Here is a 17,101-nt window from a genome sequence, read left to right as displayed (position 1 = left end):
TTGGTGCGTCCGTACACGCGTTTGTGGGTGGAGTCGACGTCGATGAACGCCTTCTCGCCGGAGCCGGGCAGCAACGGGGTGTGTGCGGCCAGTTCACCGAGGAACCTGCGGTGCACCGCGTGTAGTTGGAGGGCGTGACCGTGAGTGAAGGAGCGGAGGAAGGTGCCCAGGGTGGAGGGTGCGCGGATACCGCTGAACACGGCGGGCATCGCACCGCGGCGCAACACGTCCAGGTCGTCGATGCTGTCCGCACCCACGACCATACCGGCCACGATGCTCATGACTTTGGCATCCGCCGCCGCACCCGCGCCGTTCCCCGCCCGGGTCAGCCTCACCTTCTCCGTCACCAGCCGGGGCAGACCGCACCGCTCGGCTAGCCGTATCACCGGAACCAGCCCGGCATGCGCGATCAGGTTCGTGTCATCGAACGCAGCGGAGACCGCCGCCCGCGTGTGGGAAACTTGCATCTCGGAAGTGCCTTGCTGATTGTGCGTGCTGGAAGCCTGAAGAACTCCCATCATCGCAGGTCACAAGGCACTTCTTCGTTGTCCGAGACGTTATCCGCAAGGCACGGGTCGGTGGATCAAGGCTTAGTGGCGCACCGCCCTGACCTCGTGCCCGGGCCCCGTCGCGCGGCACCGGAAGCACCGACCGGGCGGCGGCCGGCCAGGCGCGGGGCGAAGCGGTCAGCCGCCGGACGGGCTCCTGGCCGGCGCCGGCCGCGCCACGCCGCTCTGCGTGACCTTGCGGTCGCCCGCCCGCAGCACGCCGGCGCCCAGTACCAGTCCGAACGCCAGCACCGTGACCAGACCGAAGGACACGATCAGCGAGGTCGCCTCCGCGAGCGAGCCGATCGCGGACGGTGCGATGAGTCCCGAGGTGTACGTGATCGTGGCGACGCCCGCGATGGCCCGGCTGGGATTCTCGCCGCTGCGGCCGGCCGCGGCGAAGGCGAGCGGCACCACGACCGCCACGCCGAGACCGAGCAGCCCGAAGCCGCAGAGCGCCAGGGCCGGCCCGGATGCCAGGACCACGAGCAGCCCGCCCGCCGTGGCCAGGAGGCCGCCGACCCGTACCGTGCGCACCGCTCCGAACCGGTCCACGATCCTGTCGCCGGCGATCCGGGCCACGGCCATGGTCAGGGCGAACGCCGTGGTCGACGCCGCCGCGAGCCCGGCGGAACTGCCCATGATGTCCCGGAGGTAGACGGCCGACCAGTCCATACTGGCCCCTTCGGCGAACACCGCGCAGAAGCCCACAGCGCCGATGACCAGTGCGGACTTCGGCGGCAGGGTGAAACGCGGCGGCGGTTCCTCGTCGGGCTCGCTGCGCAGGTCGAGCACGCCCTGGCAGGCGGCCAGGCCGAGCGCCGTCAGGACCAGCGCGGCCAGTATGTGGTGCAGCCGGGCGTCGGTCCCGACGTGCGCCGCGACCGTGCCTGCCGCCGAGCCGAGCAGGGCTCCCATGCTCCACATGCCGTGCAGCCCGGACATGATCGACTTGTCGAGCCTGTTCTCCACCTCGACACCGAGCGCGTTCATCGCGACGTCCGACATCCCCGCGGTGGCGCCGTAGACGAACAGTGCGGCGCAGAGCGTGAGCAGATTCGGGGCCAGGGCCGGCAGGACCAGGGCAAGCGTCCACAGTGCCAGCAGCCCGCGCAGGGCGGTGCGGGCACCGAAGCGGTGACTGACACTGCCGGCCAGCGGCATGGCCAGTGAGGCACCGATGGCGGGGAAGGCGAGGGCGAGGCCGAGCTGGCCCGCGCTCACCGCCGCGTGGTCCTGGATCCACGGCACGCGGGTCGCGAAGCTGCCGGTCACCGCCCCGTGCACGGCGAAGACCGCCGCCACCGCGTATCTGGCCCGCCTGACCCTCTCCGCGCCGAAGACCGGGACCGCTGAATCCTGTGTCATGCGCCGTGTCCCTCCCCTGGGAAAAGCTCGTCCGCCGGGCTAGTCCGGCGCCCGTCGCGCGGTGCGGCACGTAAACTATCAGGAACCCTGCCTGATAAATAACCCCACGGAATCGGGTGGGAAACGATCTGGAAGGATCCCGGCATGCCCGCATCCCCGAGCACCGCCCGGGCCATCAACGACCGGCTCGCCCTGCGACTGCTCCAGCAGGACGGCCCGCTGACGGCCACGCAGCTGAAGACGATGACCGGCCTCTCCCGCCCCACGGTCGCCGATCTGGTGGAGCGGCTGCAGGACGCCGGTCTGGTCAGGGTCGTGGGGGAGAGCGGCTCCGACCGCCGCGGACCGAACGCCCGGCTGTACGGGATCGTCGCCGACCGGGCCCATCTGGCCGCCCTCGACGTACGTACGGACAGCGTGGCCGTGGCCGTGGCCGACCTGCTCGGTGTCACCCTCGCCGAGGCCACCCTGCCGATCGGCAGCGACACGGGGACGCAGTCAGCCGTCCAGCTGGCCGCCGCCATGGTGGAACGCGTCGCCCGGACCGCCGGCACGGCGCCGCTGCACAGCGTCGGCATCGGCGCCCCGGGCCTCATCGACCCCGTCACCGGTGAACTCAGGGCGACGGCAGGGCTCCCCGCCTGGCACCGCGGCCTGGTCGAGGAACTCCAGCGGCGGCTGTCCGCGACCGTGCTCGTGGAGAACGAGACCAATCTCGCCGCCGTCGCCGAACACCGCATCGGTGCGGCCCGTGACCGGGACACGTTCGTGCTGCTCTGGCTCGGCCACGGCGTCGGCGCGGCCGTCATGCTCGACGGGAAGCTGCGCCGGGGTGCCTCGGGAGGAGCGGGAGAGATCGGCTTCATGCCGGTGCCCGGAACCTCGGGCGTCCCCTCCGCCGTCAACTGCGACGGTGGATTCCACTCGCTGGTGGGATCCGCCGCGGTCTGTGCGCTCGCCGCCGACCACGGCATCAGAGCGGGAAGCCCTCCGGCTGACGGCGGCCAGGAGCGGGACCCCGCAGCCGCCTTCGCCGTCAGAGCAGCGCTGCGGGCCGACGGGAGGCGTGCCGAGGACTTCCTCGCGGCGCTCGCGGACCGCCTCGCACTCGGCGCCGCCTCCGTGGTCTCCGTGCTCGACCCCGGATGTCTCGTCCTGGCCGGCGAGGTCGGCCGCGCCGGCGGTCCCGCGCTCGCCGCCCGCGTGGCGGAGCGCCTGGCCCGGATGTCTCCTCTGCGAACGGAGGTGAGGGCCGGGACGCTGGGCGGCGGGGCGGTCCTGCGGGGGGCGCTCTTCGCCGCACGTGACGCCGCCCAGGAGGCCCTCTTCGCGCCTCGGGCGCACGCCCTCGGGTGAGCGGCCGGCCTCTGCCTGTGAGCTGTTCCACAGGGGGCCCACCCGTATGGGTGAAGGTACTTCGTGGCACAATGTGTTCTGTACCAGCAGCAGCGCACTCCGGGGTCGGTGCAATTCCGAACCGGCGGTTATAGTCCGCGACCCGTCCGCATCCAGCGGCCGGTTGACCAGGTGAGATTCCTGGACCGACGGTTAAAGTCCGGATGGGAGGCAGTGCGCGGCGGGCCGTCACAGGTACGCCGCCGTAGGCGGACGCGTTTTTCCGGATCTCCGGGAGGACCGCGTCCTCGTCTTCGGTTTCCGGCGTCTCCCTGTTGCGTTCCGTTTCTCTGTCGTCATCGACAGGCCCCGGAGTTCGTGCCCCAAGAGGCAGGAGAACCCGGTGGCCACCACGGCCGAACACGCCGCCATGAGGCGGGCTGTCGCACTCGCCGCGCGCGGAATCGGCGCCACCAGCCCCAACCCGGTCGTCGGGAGCGTCATCCTGGACGCCGCCGGTGAACAGGTGGGCGAAGGCTTCCACCAGCGCGCCGGAGGGCCGCACGCCGAAATCCACGCCCTGCGCGAGGCCGGCGGGAAGGCCCGTGGCGGCACCGCCTACGTCACCCTCGAACCCTGCAACCACACCGGACGCACGGGCCCCTGCGCACAGGCGCTCATCGATGCCGGCGTCCGCCGCGTCGTGTACGCGGTCGGCGACCCGAACCCGCAGGCCACGGGCGGCGCCGACACCCTGCGTGCCGCCGGGATCGAGGTCGAGCAGGGTCTCCTCGCCGACGAGGCGGAGGCCGTCAACATCGCCTGGCTCACCTCGGTACGCCTCGGTCGCCCGTACGTCCTGTGGAAGTACGCGGCGTCGCTCGACGGGCGGGTCGCCGCCGCCGACTCAACCAGCCGCTGGATCACCTCCCCCGAATCCCGCGCCGACGTCCACCGGCTGCGCGCCAGGGCGGACGCGGTCGTGGTCGGCTCCGGCACCGCGCGGAGCGACGACCCGCAGCTGGGCGTACGCGGCGTAGAGGGAGCCACCCAGCCGCTCCGTGTGGTCGTCGACACCGGCGCCGACGCCGTCCGGCCAGGGGCGCGGGTCCTCGACGGGACCGCCCCCACCCTGATCGCCGTCGCCGACGACGCCCGGACGGACCACCTCCCCGCCGAGAACGTGCTGCGCCTGCCGCGCGCGGCAGGCGGCCCCGGCCTGGACATCGACGCCCTGCTCGCGGCCCTCCACGCGCGAGGTGTCCGCTCCGTACTCCTGGAAGGCGGCCCGGTCCTCGCCGGCTCCTTCGTCTCCGCGGGAGCGGTCGACACCGTCGTCGGCTATCTCGCCCCGGTCCTCCTCGGCGCGGGCCCCGCCGCTCTCGCCGACGCCGGAATCTCCACCATCTCCCAGGCGTTGCGCCTGGATGTGACGGAGACCGTCCGTCTCGGTCCTGACCTGCGCATCACCGCCGTCCCCGCCCCTGCTCGGAAGGGAAACTAGTGTTCACCGGAATTGTCGAAGAACTGGGTGAGGTCACCGCCGTCGAGACGCTCGGCGACGCCTCCCGCTTCCGACTGCGTGGCCCCGTGGTCACCGAAGGCGCCAAGCACGGCGACTCCATCGCGGTGAACGGCGTCTGCCTCACCGTCGTGGAGACCGGGGACGACGAGTTCACCGCCGACGTCATGGCCGAGACGCTGAAGCGCTCCAGCCTCGGCGCGCTGGGCACCGGCTCGCGGGTCAACCTCGAGCGCCCCATGGCGCTCGGCGGCCGGCTCGGCGGGCACATCGTCCAGGGCCACGTGGACGGCACCGGGCACATCATCGAGCGCACGCCCTCCGAGCACTGGGAGCTCATCAAGATCTCCCTGCCCGGCAACCTGACCCGCTACGTGGTGGAGAAGGGCTCGATCACGGTCGACGGCGTCAGCCTCACGGTCGTGGACGCGGGCGCCGACCACTTCACCATCAGCCTCATCCCCACCACCCTCGCGCTGACCACGCTCGGCCTCAAGCAGCCCGGCGACCCGGTCAACCTGGAAGTGGATGTCCTCGCCAAGTACGTCGAGCGGCTGCTCGGTGCGGGCACACCGCCGGAGCCGGGGGAGCCGGTCTCATGAGCGGGGTGGACTGGTTGAACTCGGAGGCGTTCACCGCCTTCGGACAGCGCATCATCTGGTCCGACATGCTCGGCAACACCATCGGCCTGATCGCACTGGCCCTCGGCTGGCTCCGCTCGGTCTGGACCTGGCCCGCGCAATTCCTGTCCGGCGTCGTGCTGATCGCCGCCAACGTGTCCGTGCACCAGGCGGGCAGTGTCGGCAAGCAGCTGATCGTCGTCGCCGTCGCCGTCTGGGGATGGCAGCAGTGGACCCGCGGCAGGCAGAAGACGCAGGACGGTTCCATCGCCGTGCGCTTCGCCACCTGGCGCGAGCGCGCTTACCTGGCCGGCGGAGCAGCCGCCGGCACCCTGGCCGTCGGCGGACTGTTCGCGGCCTTCCCGTCCCTCTCCTGGAGTCCGTGGGCCGACGCGTACATCTTCGCCGGCACCCTGGCGGCGATGCTCGCCCAGGCCCGCGGCATGGTCGAGTTCTGGTTCGCCTGGCTGCTCGTCGACCTCGTCGGCGTCCCGCTGAACTTTCACAGCGGACTCGCCTTCTCCGGTCTCATCTACGTCGTCTACGGCGCCCTCGTCCTCTGGGGCCTGCGCGACTGGTGGCTGCGTACGCGGACACCCGCTCTGGAAGGAGCCACGGCATGACTGCCCAGCCCACCTGGTTGCACGACCACACCCTCGAAGACCTCTCGCTGGATCCTGTCGAACAGGCGATCCGCGACATCGCCGCCGGACGGCCCGTCGTGGTCGTCGACGACGAGAACCGGGAGAACGAGGGCGACCTCGTCATCGCCGCGGAGAAGGCGACCCCCGAGATCGTCGCCTTCATGATGAGCGAGTGCCGCGGACTGATCTGCGCGCCCATGGAGACCGACGAGCTCGAACGCCTCGAGCTCCCGCAGATGGTCGCGCACAACACCGAATCGATGCAGACGGCCTTCACGGTCTCCGTGGACGCCTCGGCGGTCCACGGCGTGACCACCGGAATCTCCGCGGCCGACCGCGCCACCACGCTCCGGATGCTCGCGGGCGGCACGGCGGGTCCCGGCGACTTCGTACGCCCCGGCCACGTCTTCCCGCTCCGTGCGAAGGCCGGAGGTGTGCTCGTCCGCAACGGGCACACCGAGGCCGCCGTCGACCTGGCCCGGCTCGCCGGGCTGCGTCCCGCCGGTGCCATCGTGGAGATCGCGGGTGAGGACGGCGTGATGCTGCGGCTGCCCGAACTCGTCCCCTTCGCACGCAAGCACGGCCTCACGATCATCTCCATCGAGGACCTGGTCGCCTACCGGCGCACCTCCGAGCCGACCGTCCGTCGCGAGGCCGAGGTGCGGCTGCCCACCACGTTCGGGCACTTCACCGCGTACGGCTACCGCTCCGTCGCCGACGGCGTCGAGCACGTGGCCCTCGTCCACGGTGACATCGGCGACGGCGAGGACGTCCTCGTCCGGATGCACTCGGAATGCCTGACCGGTGACATCTTCCAGTCCCAGCGCTGCGACTGCGGGCCCCAGCTGCACGCCTCCATGGAGCGCGTCACGGCCGAGGGCCGCGGGGTCGTCGTGTACCTGCGCGGACATGAGGGCCGTGGCATCGGACTGCTTTCCAAGCTGCGGGCGTACGAACTCCAGGAGCGCGGCGCCGACACGCTGGACGCCAACCTCGAACTCGGCCTCCCCGCCGACGCCCGGGACTACGCGGCCGGCGCGCAGATCCTGAGCGACCTCGGCGTCCGCAGCCTGCGGCTGATGACCAACAACCCGGACAAGACCGCCGCCCTCGTGCGATACGGGCTCCGGATCACCGGACGCGAGCCCATGCCAGTACAGGCCGGGGAGCACAACCTGCGGTACCTGCGCACCAAGCGGGACCGGATGGGGCACGACCTGCCCTGGCTCGACGCCACCGTCGCTTCGGCCTGCGGCAACCAGTAACCACCAGCACCTACATAACACTTACAGGAGAGACATGAGCGGCAAGGGCGCACCCGAACTGTCCGTACGCAACTGCGGAGACCTCAGGGTCGCGGTGATCGCGGCGCAGTGGCACGAAAAGGTCATGGACGGACTCGTCGACGGGGCCCTCCGTGCCCTGCACGACCTCGGCATCGACGAGCCGACGCTGCTCCGGGTCCCCGGCAGCTTCGAACTTCCGGTGGTCGCCAAGGTGCTCGCGGGCCGGGGCTACGACGCGATCGTCGCCCTCGGCGTCATCATCCGCGGCGGCACCCCTCACTTCGAGTACGTGTCCCAGGGCGTTACCAACGGCCTCACCCAGGTGAGCGTCGACACCGGGGTCCCGGTCGGCTTCGGCGTCCTCACCTGTGACAACGAAGAGCAGGCCCTGGACAGGGCAGGGCTCGAGGGTTCCAACGAGGACAAGGGGCACGAAGCGGTCACCGCGGCCGTCGCCACCGCGGCCACGCTGCGCACCGTGAGCGAACCCTGGCGCTGAGCGGCGCTCCGGGACCCCGTATTCTAAGGACCATCATGGCGAACAAAACCTTCGAAGAGCTCTTCGCCGAGCTCCAGCTCAAGGCCGCCGACGGCGACCCCTCCACCTCCCGCACCGCCGAGCTGGTGGACAAGGGAGTGCATGCCATCGGCAAGAAGGTCGTCGAGGAGGCCGCCGAGGTCTGGATGGCCGCCGAATACGAGGGCAAGGAAGCCGCCGCCGAGGAGATCTCGCAGCTGCTGTACCACGTCCAGGTGATGATGGTCGCCCGCGGGATCTCCCTCGACGACGTCTACGCCCACCTCTGAGCAGACCCCGCCCGTCCCCGGAACTCCCTCCGCACAAAGGAAACCTGACCTCATGCTGCGCATCGCCGTCCCCAACAAGGGTGCAATCTCCGGGCCTGCGATGGCGATGCTCCATGAGGCGGGCTACCGGCAGCGCAAGGAGTCGAAGGAACTGGTCCTCGTCGACCCCACGAACGAGGTCGAGTTCTTCTACCTGAGGCCGCGCGACATCGCGATCTACGTCAGCTCCGGGCGGCTGGACATCGGCATCACCGGCCGTGACCTGCTGCAGGACTCCGGGGCCGAGGCCGAGGAGATCCTCCAGCTCGGCTTCGCACGGTCCACCTTCCGTTATGCCACGAAGCCGGGCACGGCAACCGGGCCCAAGGACTTCGACGGCATGACGATCGCGACGTCCTACGAGGGCATCGTGGCGAAGCACCTCGCCGACGAGGGCGTGAAGGCCTCCGTCGTCCACCTCGACGGCGCCGTGGAGACCGCCATCGAGCTCGGGGTCGCGCAGATCATCGCCGACGTCGTCGAGACCGGTACGAGCATGCGCAACGCAGGCCTCGAGATCATCGGCGAGCCGATCATGAAGTCGGAAGCCGTGGTGATCCGCCGCAAGGGCGCCCCCGGCGACGACCCCAAGGTGCAGCAGTTCCTGCGCCGTCTGCAGGGCGTCCTGGTCGCCCGCAGCTACGTGATGATGGACTACGACTGCCGGGTCGAGCACCTGGAGCGGGCCGTCGCCCTCACCCCGGGGCTGGAGTCGCCGACCATCTCCCCGCTGCACCACGAGGGCTGGGTCGCGGTCCGTTCCATGGTCGCGGCCAAGGAGGCCCAGCGGATCATGGACGACCTGTACGAGCTGGGCGCCCGCGCCATCCTCACGACCGCCATCCACGCCTGCCGCCTCTGACGGTCCGCACGACGGCACAACCGAAGGAAGACAGCGCCGCGATGACCGCCTCCCCGCCCGGTTCTCCCGAACTCCCCGCACTTCCGGCCACCTTCAGGCCCACCGGAACCCGGGTGGTCCTGCTGTCCGTGGGAGCGGCGATGTTCGTCGTCATCACCGCCGTCGCGATGATCCTGGAGAACCTCGGGCCGGGGGAGCGGACCAGCTTCGTCTTCGTCGCGCTGCTCTTCTTCGGCGTCCTGGCCCTGCTGAGCCGGCCCCGCGTCACCACCGACGCGACCGGTGTCACGGTCGTCAACATCACCCGCACCCGCAGGCTGGCCTGGGCGGAGATCGTCCGCGTCAACCTGCGGGCCGGTGACCCGTGGGTGCTCCTCGACCTCAACGACGGCACCAGCATGCCCGCCCTCGGCATCCAGCCAGGGATCGCCAGGGAACAGGCCATCCGGGACGCCCGAGCGCTCCGCGCCCTCGTCGAATTCCACGGCAGCGGAGTGAACGACGCCACTCAGAACGGCTGAGCCCCCTGCCCCACGCGGCCGGATCCCGATTATTCTGGATGGCGGCGGTGCACCGGGTGCGCCGCCGCCCCGCACCAGAGGGCCTCCCAGGCCCGCGGGGCACATTACTGCGACCCAAGGAGTGACTCCCTCCAGCAATGGACGGATCGTCCGGTAGTACCTGCGCCGCCCCCTCCCCGGAGGCGGCGGCATGACCACCCCCCTGTTGCTGCTCCTCGCGGCATTCCTTCTCATCCTCGCCAACGGATTCTTCGTGGCGGCCGAATTCGGGCTCGTCACGGTGGAACGGCCGGACGCCGAACGCGCCGCCGCCGAGGGCGACCGCCGGGCGCGCACCGTCGTGGCCGCCCTGCGTGAACTCTCCTTCCAGCTGTCCGGCACCCAGCTCGGCATCACGATCACCTCACTGGTCGTAGGCATGCTGGCGGAACCGGCACTCGCCCAGCTGCTCGCCGGACCGGTCACCGCCACGGGGCTGCCCGCGGGGGCGGTCCCCGGAGTGAGCGTGGTGACCGGCATGATCTTCGCCTCCGCCGTCCAGATGGTGATCGGCGAGCTCGTACCGAAGAACTGGGCGGTCTCGCGGCCGCTCCAGGTCGCCAGGTTCGTCGCCGGGCCCCAGCACCGCTTCTCGGCCCTCCTGCGGCCCGTGATCACCGTCCTGAACACCGTCGCGAACCGGCTGGTGCGGCTGCTGGGCGTCGAGCCCACCGACGAACTGGCCTCCGCCAGGACCCCCGGTGAACTCGTCTCCCTGGCCCGGCACTCCGCCGAGGCCGGCACCCTGGAGCAGGACACCGCCGACCTCTTCGTACGGACCCTGTCCCTCGCCGGTCTCACCGCACAGCACGTCATGACCCCGCGGGTGAAGGTCAGCGCGCTGCAGTCGACGGCGACCGCGGCGGACGTCCTCAACCTCACCAGGGCCACAGGACTGTCCCGCTTCCCCGTGTACCGGGACCGCATCGACGAGGTCGTCGGCATGGTCCACCTGAAGAACGCCCTCGCCGTGCCCGCACCGGACCGGCTGCGCACCCCCGTCAGCCGCGTCGCCGTGCCGCCGCTCCTGGTGCCGGAGACACTGCCGGTCGAACAACTGCTCCAGCGGCTGCGCAGTGAGCAGCCGATCGCCGTCGTCGTCGACGAGTACGGCGGCACCGCCGGTGTCGTCACCCTCGAGGACATCATCGAGGAGCTGGTGGGCGAGGTCAGGGACGAGCACGACGCAGAGGGCGCGGACCGGCCCGAACTCACCCCCGTCGTCGCCGACGACGGCCGGCCCGGCTGGGACGTGGAAGGCAGCTGCAGGGTCCTGACCCTGCACTCGATAGGCCTCGACGTACCCGAAGGACCGTACGAGACGGTGGCCGGCCTGGTCGCCGACCTGCTGGGGCGCATCCCCGCCCCTGGAGACCGGGCGGAACTGTCCGGCTGGCGGATCTCCGTCCGTCAGGTCGGCCACTACCGTGCCGAGCGGGTCAGGTTCGTCCGGCTGACGGACATACCGCACACGGCGGAACGGCTGTCCCAGGACATGCTGGAGGCTGTGCGATGAGCCTCGTGCAGCTGATGTTCGCGGGGCTTCTCGTGCTGGCCAACGGCTTCTTCGTCGGCGCGGAGTTCGCGCTCGTGTCCGTAAGGCGCAGCCAGGTCGAGCCGCTCGCCGCGAGCGGGTCGAGCCGGGCCAGACAGGTCATGTACGGCCTGGAGAACCTGCCGCAGATGATGGCCGCCGCCCAGTTCGGCATCACCGTCTGCTCCCTCACCCTCGGAGCCGTCGCCGAGCCGACCGTGGCCCACCTCCTGGAGCCGGTCTTCCACACGGCACACGTGCCCGAGGGGTTCGTGCACCCGCTCGGTTTCGCGGTCGCCCTCGTCTCCGTTGTCTTCCTCCACCTCGTCATCGGCGAGATGGTCCCGAAGAACCTGGCGATGGCCGCCCCCGAGAAGACCGCGATGTGGCTCAGCCCCGGCCTGGTCGGCTTCGCCCGGCTGTGCCGCCCGGTCACCTCGGCGCTCGGGGCCTGCGCGCGGCTCGTGCTCAGGCTCTTCAAGGTCGAGCCGAAGGACGAGGTCGAGGCGGTCTTCACGAGCGAGCAGCTCAACCGTCTGGTCGAGGACTCGGGCCTCGCCGGACTGCTGGAGCCGGAGGCGCAGGAGCGTCTGGAGGACGCTCTGGAGCTGGGCAGCCGGCACGTCACCGACGTCATGCTCGACCGCGCGTCCCTGGTGACGGTGGACCCGTCCGTCACTCCGCGCCGCATCGAGGAACTGACCGTCAGGACCGGCTACTCGCGCTTCCCCGTGTGCGCGGAAGGCGGTGGCCCGTTCATGGGGTACCTGCACGTCAAGGACGTCCTGGAGCTGGAGGACGGCGAGCGTGCCGTCCCGCAGCAGATCTGGCGCCCGATGGCGACCGTGCGGGCCGAACTCCCCCTGGATGACGCCCTGACGGTCATGCGCCGCGCGGCCACGCACCTGGCGCAGGTCGCGGACGCCTCGGGCAGGGTGCTCGGCCTCGTCGCCATGGAGGACGTGCTGGAGATGCTGGTGGGTGAGGTCCGCGACCCGTCCCACCACGTCTCCGTGCCCCGCCGGACCGTCGAGGTGCAGAAGGCCATGGCCCCCACGGCCTGACCCCGCACGCCGACGGGCGACCCCTTCCGGAGCCGCCCGTCGGCGTCCGCGATCCGAGCTTTGTGTGCCGTCCCTACAGCGTGCCGGGCTCCTGGGTCCCGCGGTCCGCCGAGCTCCGTCCCGACAGCACCTCGCCGTACGCCTGCATAAGGTCCGGCAGTCGCAGGGTCGCCAGATCGTCCCTGGTGGGCGCGGTGGTGCAACCGGACAGCCGCAGATCGCGGTAGGCACAGCTCTTCTCGTACAGGGTGCGCAGGAAGCGGCCGTTGCCCAGCTCGTCGATCCAGCCCTGGTCGGTCACGTGCCCACTGATGCTGCGCAGCTCGTCCAGGGACTCCTCGTCCCACGCGTCGCCGTTCTCGGCGGCAAGCACGCCACCGATCGCGGTGAGTTCGAGGGGACGGTAGCTGGGGAAGTCGACCCGGGTGGTGAAGCGGGAGGAGAGTCCGGGGTTGGCCGACAGTAGTCTGTCCATGCCCTCGGGGTAGCCGGCGAGGATGACGACCAGGTGGTCCCTGTTGTCCTCGGCGCGCTTGAGGAGGACCTGCAAGGCCTCGTCGCCGTACGCGTCGCCCTTGCTGTAGCCGGAGTTGTAGAGGCTGTACGCCTCGTCGACGAACAGCACCCCGCCGAGCGCCGAGTCGATCAGCTCGTTGGCCTTCACGGCTGTCTGGCCCAGGAACTCGCCTACCAGGTCGGAGCGTTGGGCCTCCACCAGGTGGTCCCCGCCGAGGAGGCCGAGCGCGTAGAACACCCGGCCCAGGATGCGGGCGACGGTCGTCTTGCCCGTCCCGGACGGGCCGGAGAACACGAAGTGGCGCTTCGGAGGCTGGACCGGCAAGCCCTGCTCTGCGCGCAGCCGTGCCATGTTCAGCTGCGCCGACAGGGCCTTGACCTGGCGTTTCACGGGCTCCAGCCCGACCATGCGCTCCAGCTCCGCGAGCGCCTCGGCCAGCAGGGCGGGATCGCTGGGCCCGGCCGGGAACACGGCGGCCCGTGCCGCACCGCTCTTGCGCCGCGCCACGCCGGACACGGGCACCGAGGCTCCTGACAGCGGCTGCGGGTCCCCGCCGAGCCAGGACTCCCTGCCCTCGGCCAGGTCGGTGTCGAGCACCATGTCGCCGTCCGGCCGGCCCTCCAGCGCCGTACCGTCCGAGCCGGAGCCGGCCATGGAGACGGCGGCGAGATCCACGGCCTCGTCATAACCGTCCCCCTCGGAGATGGCCGCGAGCCTGGCCGAGGTGTCCATGAACGCCGGGTCGACGCGGTGGACCGCCCGGTACAGGGGGAGGGCCGCCGCGCTACGCCCGGTGCCCTCGTGGGCCCGCGCCAGCCAGTAGCGCAGCTCCTTGCGCTGGGGCTGTTCGCCGCGGCATCGCATCAGGGCGGCGGACAGGAGGGGCTCCGCCTGCCCGTACATCTCCAGGCGCACCCTGGCCATGCCGCCGAAGAGTCCCGACTCGATTCCAAGCTGCGGATCGTCGACGAGGTGCTGGGTGGTCCGTAAGAGCTGCTCCCAGTCCTTGACCAGGTAGGACCGGCAGGCATGCAGGAACCGCACCTGGGGATCCGTGTCGACGGGCGGCAGGCCGGCCAACGCACGGTCGAGTTCCGGGACATGGCGGCCGTCCAGCCAGTGCGACGCGTGCGCGAGCAGCAGGTCACGGGCGCTCTCCAGCACGGGCTGCACCCACCAGCCAAGCCAGTACCAGGAGTTGAGCGTGCGGCGGTGTCGCGTGCGCTGTTCGCCGAAGCGCTCCCGATGGCGGTACATGCGCAGGAGTGCCGTCGTGGTGTCGATCCGCAGCGCGTGCAGGCCGAGCCAGCCGTCCGCCATGCCGGGATCGAGGCGCACGGCAGCGCGGAACTCCTCTTCGGCCTGTGGGTAAGCGCCCATGGTGTAGGCGTCCACCCCACGCAGCCAGGCGAGGTCGGCCGGGGCCTGCAACCCCTGCGCGCCGATGTCCATCAGGTCCCCCACAAACCGTGCCCCCAGAATGTCCCGCCCGCACAGCATGCCCAGCGCAGCGCGCCTAATCACCGTGTCGGGGACGGGAATTGACCGCACCGGGACGCATCGTACCTGCACAGGGAGTGATCGGCTAAGGGCGATACCGGCGCTTCACGGCCGTGACCCAGGGTGATCGCGCGGCACCGTTGCGGAGGTCCGGCGGACAGGACGAAGCCCCCGGTCACGGGGGAACGACCGGGGGCTTCGCGTCTGCGGGGGCTCCGAAAAGCCGACATCCAGAACGTAAGACCTCGACGGGCCCCCGGTCAAGCCGAGTCGGAGCAGTTCCGGGCGGTTTTCCGGCAGGCCGGCCGGACGCCCCTCAGCCTTCACTTTCCGTGATGATCCGACTCGTCCCCGCAGTCGCGCGAGGGCCTTCCAGCCACGCGTACCCCGTGGGTGTCCGCCGGATGACGGTGTCGGCGAAGGGATATGAGGGGTCATCGGCGAAGTGCCGCTGTTCCGCGAGGGTCCAGCCGTCCCAGAACTCGGCGAGCCCGGGGCCGTCGCGGAGCCGGCCCTGCTCCCAGGAGGCACCACGGTCCCCTTCGATCCACAGCAGCCCCGCGAGGAACGGCCGCACCGCCGCGCGGCCCGCCCCCACGCCCTCGACCAGCATCACGGGGGCGGGAGCCAGTGTCTTCGGCGTCCCGAACCGCCGGGCCGTCCAGTCGTACGGGGCGTACCGCGCGGACGCGCCCCGGGAGAGCGGATCCAGCACCTGCGCCCGGAGGCGGTCCGTCCAGGCGAACAGTTCCTCATGGCTGGCCAGGTCGTCCAGGCGCAGTACGGGAGCGCCGCCCAGTGCCTCGGCCAGCCTGTCGGCGAACGTGCTCTTGCCGGAGCCGGCGTGTCCGTCGACCGCGATCAGCCGTACCGGCCCGCAGGACGGCGTGAGGGAGCGCAGTCGCCGCGCGCGGTCCGCCAGATCGTTCATGCCCCCACCCTACGAGGGCCGGCTGCCCGGCCCGGAGCATGCGCAGGTCACGCCAGTGGACCAGACCAATATTGGTCACGCGGCACGGGCCGAATCACTGGCCGGATGCGGCTCCGACCCGCAATAGTTGGCCCACCGATCGGAACCCGCAGCCCCAATCCGCCCACGACCGGGGGTCTCGCCCATGATCAGACCGACTTCACGCAGGACCGTGCTCACCGCCGCGCTCGCGGCCGGGGCAGGCGCCGTCGCCTCCGCCGGCCCGGCGAGCGCCGCCGTCTCCCGTACCTCCTCCCCCCCGGCGGCGGCATCGCTCGTGGACAACCGCTTCTGGACGACGTACACCGACTGGCGTTCCGGCTCCCGAGCGGGGACCCGGGCGGTCGCCGGCCGCAGGCCGGGCCTGGAGATCTCCGCTCCCGCCGGAAGCACCGACTACGCCGACCCGCACACCGGCACCACCAGCAGCTGGGAGTACGCGACCTGGACCTCCCCGCTCCACCGCTCGGACGTCCCGGCCACCGAGGTGATCGCGTCCTGGAACGCCCACACCCCCGAGGGCACCTGGATCCAGACCGAGCTGCGGGGGCGCTACTCCGACGGCACGGACACCCCCTGGTACGTCATGGGCCGATGGGCCTCGGCGGACACCGACATCCGGCGGACCTCCGTCGACGACCAGACGGACGGGAAGAGCACCGTCTGGACCGACACCTTCTCGGTGGACGACGCGGCGAGCGGGCTCCGTCTCGTCTCGTACCGTCTGCGGCTCACCCTGTACCGGACCCCCGGCACCCGGCTCACCCCCACGGTCCACCGCATCGGTGCCATGGCCTCGGACGTCCCGGACCGCTTCAGCGTCCCGGCCACGACACCCGGCGTCGCCCGCGAACTGGCGGTGCCCCGCTACTCGCAGAACGTCCACGTCGGCCAGTACCCGGAGTACGACAACGGCGGAGAGGCCTGGTGCAGCCCCACCTCGTCGCAGATGATCATCGAGTACTGGGGGCGGCGGCCCACCGCGGAGGACCTCGCCTGGGTCAAGCCCGGCCTCGACGATCCGCAGGTCTGCCACGCGGCGCGCTACACCTTCGACTACCAGTACGACGGGTGCGGCAACTGGCCCTTCAACGCCGCCTACGCGTCCACGTACGAGGACATGAGCGCCGCAGTCACGCGACTCGACTCGCTGGCGGACCTGGAGAAGCTGATCGACGCGGGTATCCCGGTCATAACGTCACAGTCCTTCCTCAAGGGCGAACTGACGGGCGCGGGCTACGGGACCTCGGGCCACCTGATGACGGTCGTCGGCTTCACGGCCGAGGGTGACGTGATCGCCAACGACCCGGCGTCCCCGGACAACGACGCGGTCCGCCACGTCTACGCCCGGCGCGAGTGGGAGAACATCTGGCTCCGTACGAAGCGCTACGACGCGAATGGCCAGGTCAGGGGCGGTACGGGCGGTGTCTGTTACGTCTACTGGCCCGTCAACTCAGCACCAAGTCAGCATCGAGTTCTGCGGTCGCTCGGGCTGACCTGACCATGTGCGGCCCCCACTTGATGCCGTTGTCGACGAGATAGCGGATCGCGTCGAGCATCTGCCGGTGGCAGTAGCCCTCGGGCTGACCGCCCTTGCCCCGCAGCCAGCCGGGATCCGGTAGCGCGTCCCGCGTCACGGCCCACTCGGCGTCCGACATGTCCGAGGTGTAGGTGGGCACTCGCTCGGGCTGATCGGCGGCGTTCCCGAACCGGTGAGCGAGACAATCGCACGACACGCCAGGCGAGTTGAAGTCAACGACGTCGGGCGCGTACAACATGGACAACAGGGTCTCCTGGGGCTGCTCGGTGTGTTTCGCAACCCCGAACTACTAGGGCTTTGTTAGATCCTGTGGTGTGGTTCGGGGGTTGGTGCGGGTTGGCCGCATATCGAGCAGGCGCCGGTCCAGGTGGCCAGGAGGGTCTGG

General features: G+C 70.8%; 16 protein-coding genes, 1 pseudogene and 1 riboswitch. Of the genes and pseudogenes, 12 read left to right on the top strand and 5 right to left on the bottom strand.

Translation table 11 applies throughout. The annotated features are described in order from the left end of the window. Both ACFU5K_RS28445 and ACFU5K_RS28440 read right to left on the bottom strand, forming a co-directional pair. Positions 1 to 467, bottom strand: a pseudogene (locus ACFU5K_RS28445) (IS1380 family transposase); the annotation flags it as partial. Between the two features lie 219 nt (positions 468 to 686). Further along, the gene (locus ACFU5K_RS28440) at positions 687 to 1,916 is read right to left on the bottom strand and encodes an MFS transporter (protein ID WP_384066674.1); all 1,230 of its coding nucleotides are present in this window, start codon (positions 1,914 to 1,916) and stop codon (positions 687 to 689) included. Positions 1,917 to 2,060: 144 nt separating this feature from the next. Between ACFU5K_RS28440 and ACFU5K_RS28435 the strand changes: the two genes are divergently transcribed. The 11 genes from ACFU5K_RS28435 (at position 2,061) to ACFU5K_RS28385 (ending at position 12,189) form a co-directional block, all read left to right on the top strand. Beyond that, a complete protein-coding gene (locus ACFU5K_RS28435) occupies positions 2,061 to 3,272 on the top strand; it encodes an ROK family transcriptional regulator (RefSeq protein ID WP_384066672.1) in 1,212 nt (403 codons plus the stop codon). A gap of 90 nt (positions 3,273 to 3,362) precedes the next feature. Then, positions 3,363 to 3,493: riboswitch (FMN riboswitch) on the top strand. A gap of 188 nt (positions 3,494 to 3,681) precedes the next feature. Then, a complete protein-coding gene (gene ribD / locus ACFU5K_RS28430; RefSeq protein WP_384066678.1) occupies positions 3,682 to 4,755 on the top strand; it encodes a bifunctional diaminohydroxyphosphoribosylaminopyrimidine deaminase/5-amino-6-(5-phosphoribosylamino)uracil reductase RibD in 1,074 nt (357 codons plus the stop codon). Beyond that, on the top strand, positions 4,755 to 5,375 hold the full coding sequence (locus ACFU5K_RS28425) for a riboflavin synthase (RefSeq protein WP_384066670.1): 621 nt from the start codon (positions 4,755 to 4,757) through the stop codon (positions 5,373 to 5,375). The genes ribD and ACFU5K_RS28425 overlap by 1 nt, the downstream gene beginning before the upstream one ends. Beyond that, a complete protein-coding gene (locus tag ACFU5K_RS28420; protein WP_384066668.1) occupies positions 5,372 to 6,016 on the top strand; it encodes a nicotinamide riboside transporter PnuC in 645 nt (214 codons plus the stop codon). The genes ACFU5K_RS28425 and ACFU5K_RS28420 overlap by 4 nt, the downstream gene beginning before the upstream one ends. Beyond that, complete coding sequence (locus ACFU5K_RS28415; protein WP_384066667.1) at positions 6,013 to 7,302, top strand: bifunctional 3,4-dihydroxy-2-butanone-4-phosphate synthase/GTP cyclohydrolase II; 1,290 nt, start codon at positions 6,013 to 6,015, stop codon at positions 7,300 to 7,302. The genes ACFU5K_RS28420 and ACFU5K_RS28415 overlap by 4 nt, the downstream gene beginning before the upstream one ends. A gap of 34 nt (positions 7,303 to 7,336) precedes the next feature. Further along, positions 7,337 to 7,822, top strand: a complete 486-nt coding sequence (gene ribH, locus ACFU5K_RS28410; protein ID WP_384066665.1) for a 6,7-dimethyl-8-ribityllumazine synthase — start codon at positions 7,337 to 7,339, stop codon at positions 7,820 to 7,822. Between the two features lie 35 nt (positions 7,823 to 7,857). Further along, complete coding sequence (locus ACFU5K_RS28405) at positions 7,858 to 8,130, top strand: phosphoribosyl-ATP diphosphatase (protein ID WP_031097852.1); 273 nt, start codon at positions 7,858 to 7,860, stop codon at positions 8,128 to 8,130. A 52-nt stretch (positions 8,131 to 8,182) separates the two neighbouring features. Continuing rightward, positions 8,183 to 9,031, top strand: a complete 849-nt coding sequence (gene hisG, locus ACFU5K_RS28400) for an ATP phosphoribosyltransferase (RefSeq protein ID WP_384066663.1) — start codon at positions 8,183 to 8,185, stop codon at positions 9,029 to 9,031. Between the two features lie 41 nt (positions 9,032 to 9,072). Next, positions 9,073 to 9,552: a PH domain-containing protein gene (locus ACFU5K_RS28395; protein ID WP_384066661.1), complete on the top strand. Its 480-nt coding sequence runs from the start codon at positions 9,073 to 9,075 to the stop codon at positions 9,550 to 9,552. A gap of 190 nt (positions 9,553 to 9,742) precedes the next feature. Next, on the top strand, positions 9,743 to 11,107 hold the full coding sequence (locus ACFU5K_RS28390) for a hemolysin family protein (RefSeq protein WP_384066659.1): 1,365 nt from the start codon (positions 9,743 to 9,745) through the stop codon (positions 11,105 to 11,107). Beyond that, positions 11,104 to 12,189 carry a hemolysin family protein gene (locus ACFU5K_RS28385; protein ID WP_384066657.1) on the top strand — a complete coding sequence of 362 codons (1,086 nt, stop codon included), beginning with the start codon at positions 11,104 to 11,106 and terminating at the stop codon, positions 12,187 to 12,189. Before ACFU5K_RS28390 ends, ACFU5K_RS28385 begins: the two co-directional genes overlap by 4 nt. Positions 12,190 to 12,262: 73 nt before the next feature. On the opposite strand, the gene ACFU5K_RS28380 is transcribed toward ACFU5K_RS28385, so the two are convergent. Both ACFU5K_RS28380 and ACFU5K_RS28375 read right to left on the bottom strand, forming a co-directional pair. Then, a complete protein-coding gene (locus tag ACFU5K_RS28380; RefSeq protein WP_384066676.1) occupies positions 12,263 to 14,206 on the bottom strand; it encodes an AAA family ATPase in 1,944 nt (647 codons plus the stop codon). A gap of 316 nt (positions 14,207 to 14,522) precedes the next feature. Beyond that, entirely contained in the window at positions 14,523 to 15,137 is a 615-nt protein-coding gene (locus ACFU5K_RS28375) for a uridine kinase (RefSeq protein ID WP_384066655.1), read from the bottom strand. 184 nt (positions 15,138 to 15,321) lie between these two features. Between ACFU5K_RS28375 and ACFU5K_RS28370 the strand changes: the two genes are divergently transcribed. Continuing rightward, positions 15,322 to 16,677, top strand: a complete 1,356-nt coding sequence (locus tag ACFU5K_RS28370; RefSeq protein ID WP_384066653.1) for a peptidase C39 family protein — start codon at positions 15,322 to 15,324, stop codon at positions 16,675 to 16,677. Here the strand turns inward: ACFU5K_RS28370 and ACFU5K_RS28365 are convergent. Then, a complete protein-coding gene (locus tag ACFU5K_RS28365) occupies positions 16,625 to 16,834 on the bottom strand; it encodes a transposase (protein ID WP_384066651.1) in 210 nt (69 codons plus the stop codon). The two genes, ACFU5K_RS28370 and ACFU5K_RS28365, sit on opposite strands and share 53 nt — an antisense overlap. Positions 16,835 to 17,101: the final 267 nt, after the last annotated feature.

Origin of the sequence: Streptomyces sp. NPDC057428 (assembly GCF_042803195.1) — a bacterium.
Lineage (GTDB): Bacteria > Actinomycetota > Actinomycetes > Streptomycetales > Streptomycetaceae > Streptomyces.
Note: the sequence above shows the minus strand (reverse complement) of the source record. Positions and strands in the feature narration are given on the sequence as shown.

Coding starts and splice junctions, on each gene's coding strand:
- ACFU5K_RS28440 (WP_384066674.1), bottom strand. CDS start 1,916: ATGACACAGGATTCAGCGGTCCCGGTCTTCGGCGCGGAGAGGGTCAGG.
- ACFU5K_RS28435 (WP_384066672.1), top strand. CDS start 2,061: ATGCCCGCATCCCCGAGCACCGCCCGGGCCATCAACGACCGGCTCGCC.
- ribD (WP_384066678.1), top strand. CDS start 3,682: ATGAGGCGGGCTGTCGCACTCGCCGCGCGCGGAATCGGCGCCACCAGC.
- ACFU5K_RS28420 (WP_384066668.1), top strand. CDS start 5,372: ATGAGCGGGGTGGACTGGTTGAACTCGGAGGCGTTCACCGCCTTCGGA.
- ACFU5K_RS28415 (WP_384066667.1), top strand. CDS start 6,013: ATGACTGCCCAGCCCACCTGGTTGCACGACCACACCCTCGAAGACCTC.
- ribH (WP_384066665.1), top strand. CDS start 7,337: ATGAGCGGCAAGGGCGCACCCGAACTGTCCGTACGCAACTGCGGAGAC.
- ACFU5K_RS28405 (WP_031097852.1), top strand. CDS start 7,858: ATGGCGAACAAAACCTTCGAAGAGCTCTTCGCCGAGCTCCAGCTCAAG.
- hisG (WP_384066663.1), top strand. CDS start 8,183: ATGCTGCGCATCGCCGTCCCCAACAAGGGTGCAATCTCCGGGCCTGCG.
- ACFU5K_RS28395 (WP_384066661.1), top strand. CDS start 9,073: ATGACCGCCTCCCCGCCCGGTTCTCCCGAACTCCCCGCACTTCCGGCC.
- ACFU5K_RS28390 (WP_384066659.1), top strand. CDS start 9,743: ATGACCACCCCCCTGTTGCTGCTCCTCGCGGCATTCCTTCTCATCCTC.
- ACFU5K_RS28385 (WP_384066657.1), top strand. CDS start 11,104: ATGAGCCTCGTGCAGCTGATGTTCGCGGGGCTTCTCGTGCTGGCCAAC.
- ACFU5K_RS28380 (WP_384066676.1), bottom strand. CDS start 14,206: ATGCTGTGCGGGCGGGACATTCTGGGGGCACGGTTTGTGGGGGACCTG.
- ACFU5K_RS28375 (WP_384066655.1), bottom strand. CDS start 15,137: ATGAACGATCTGGCGGACCGCGCGCGGCGACTGCGCTCCCTCACGCCG.
- ACFU5K_RS28370 (WP_384066653.1), top strand. CDS start 15,322: ATGATCAGACCGACTTCACGCAGGACCGTGCTCACCGCCGCGCTCGCG.
- ACFU5K_RS28365 (WP_384066651.1), bottom strand. CDS start 16,834: ATGTCGGACGCCGAGTGGGCCGTGACGCGGGACGCGCTACCGGATCCC.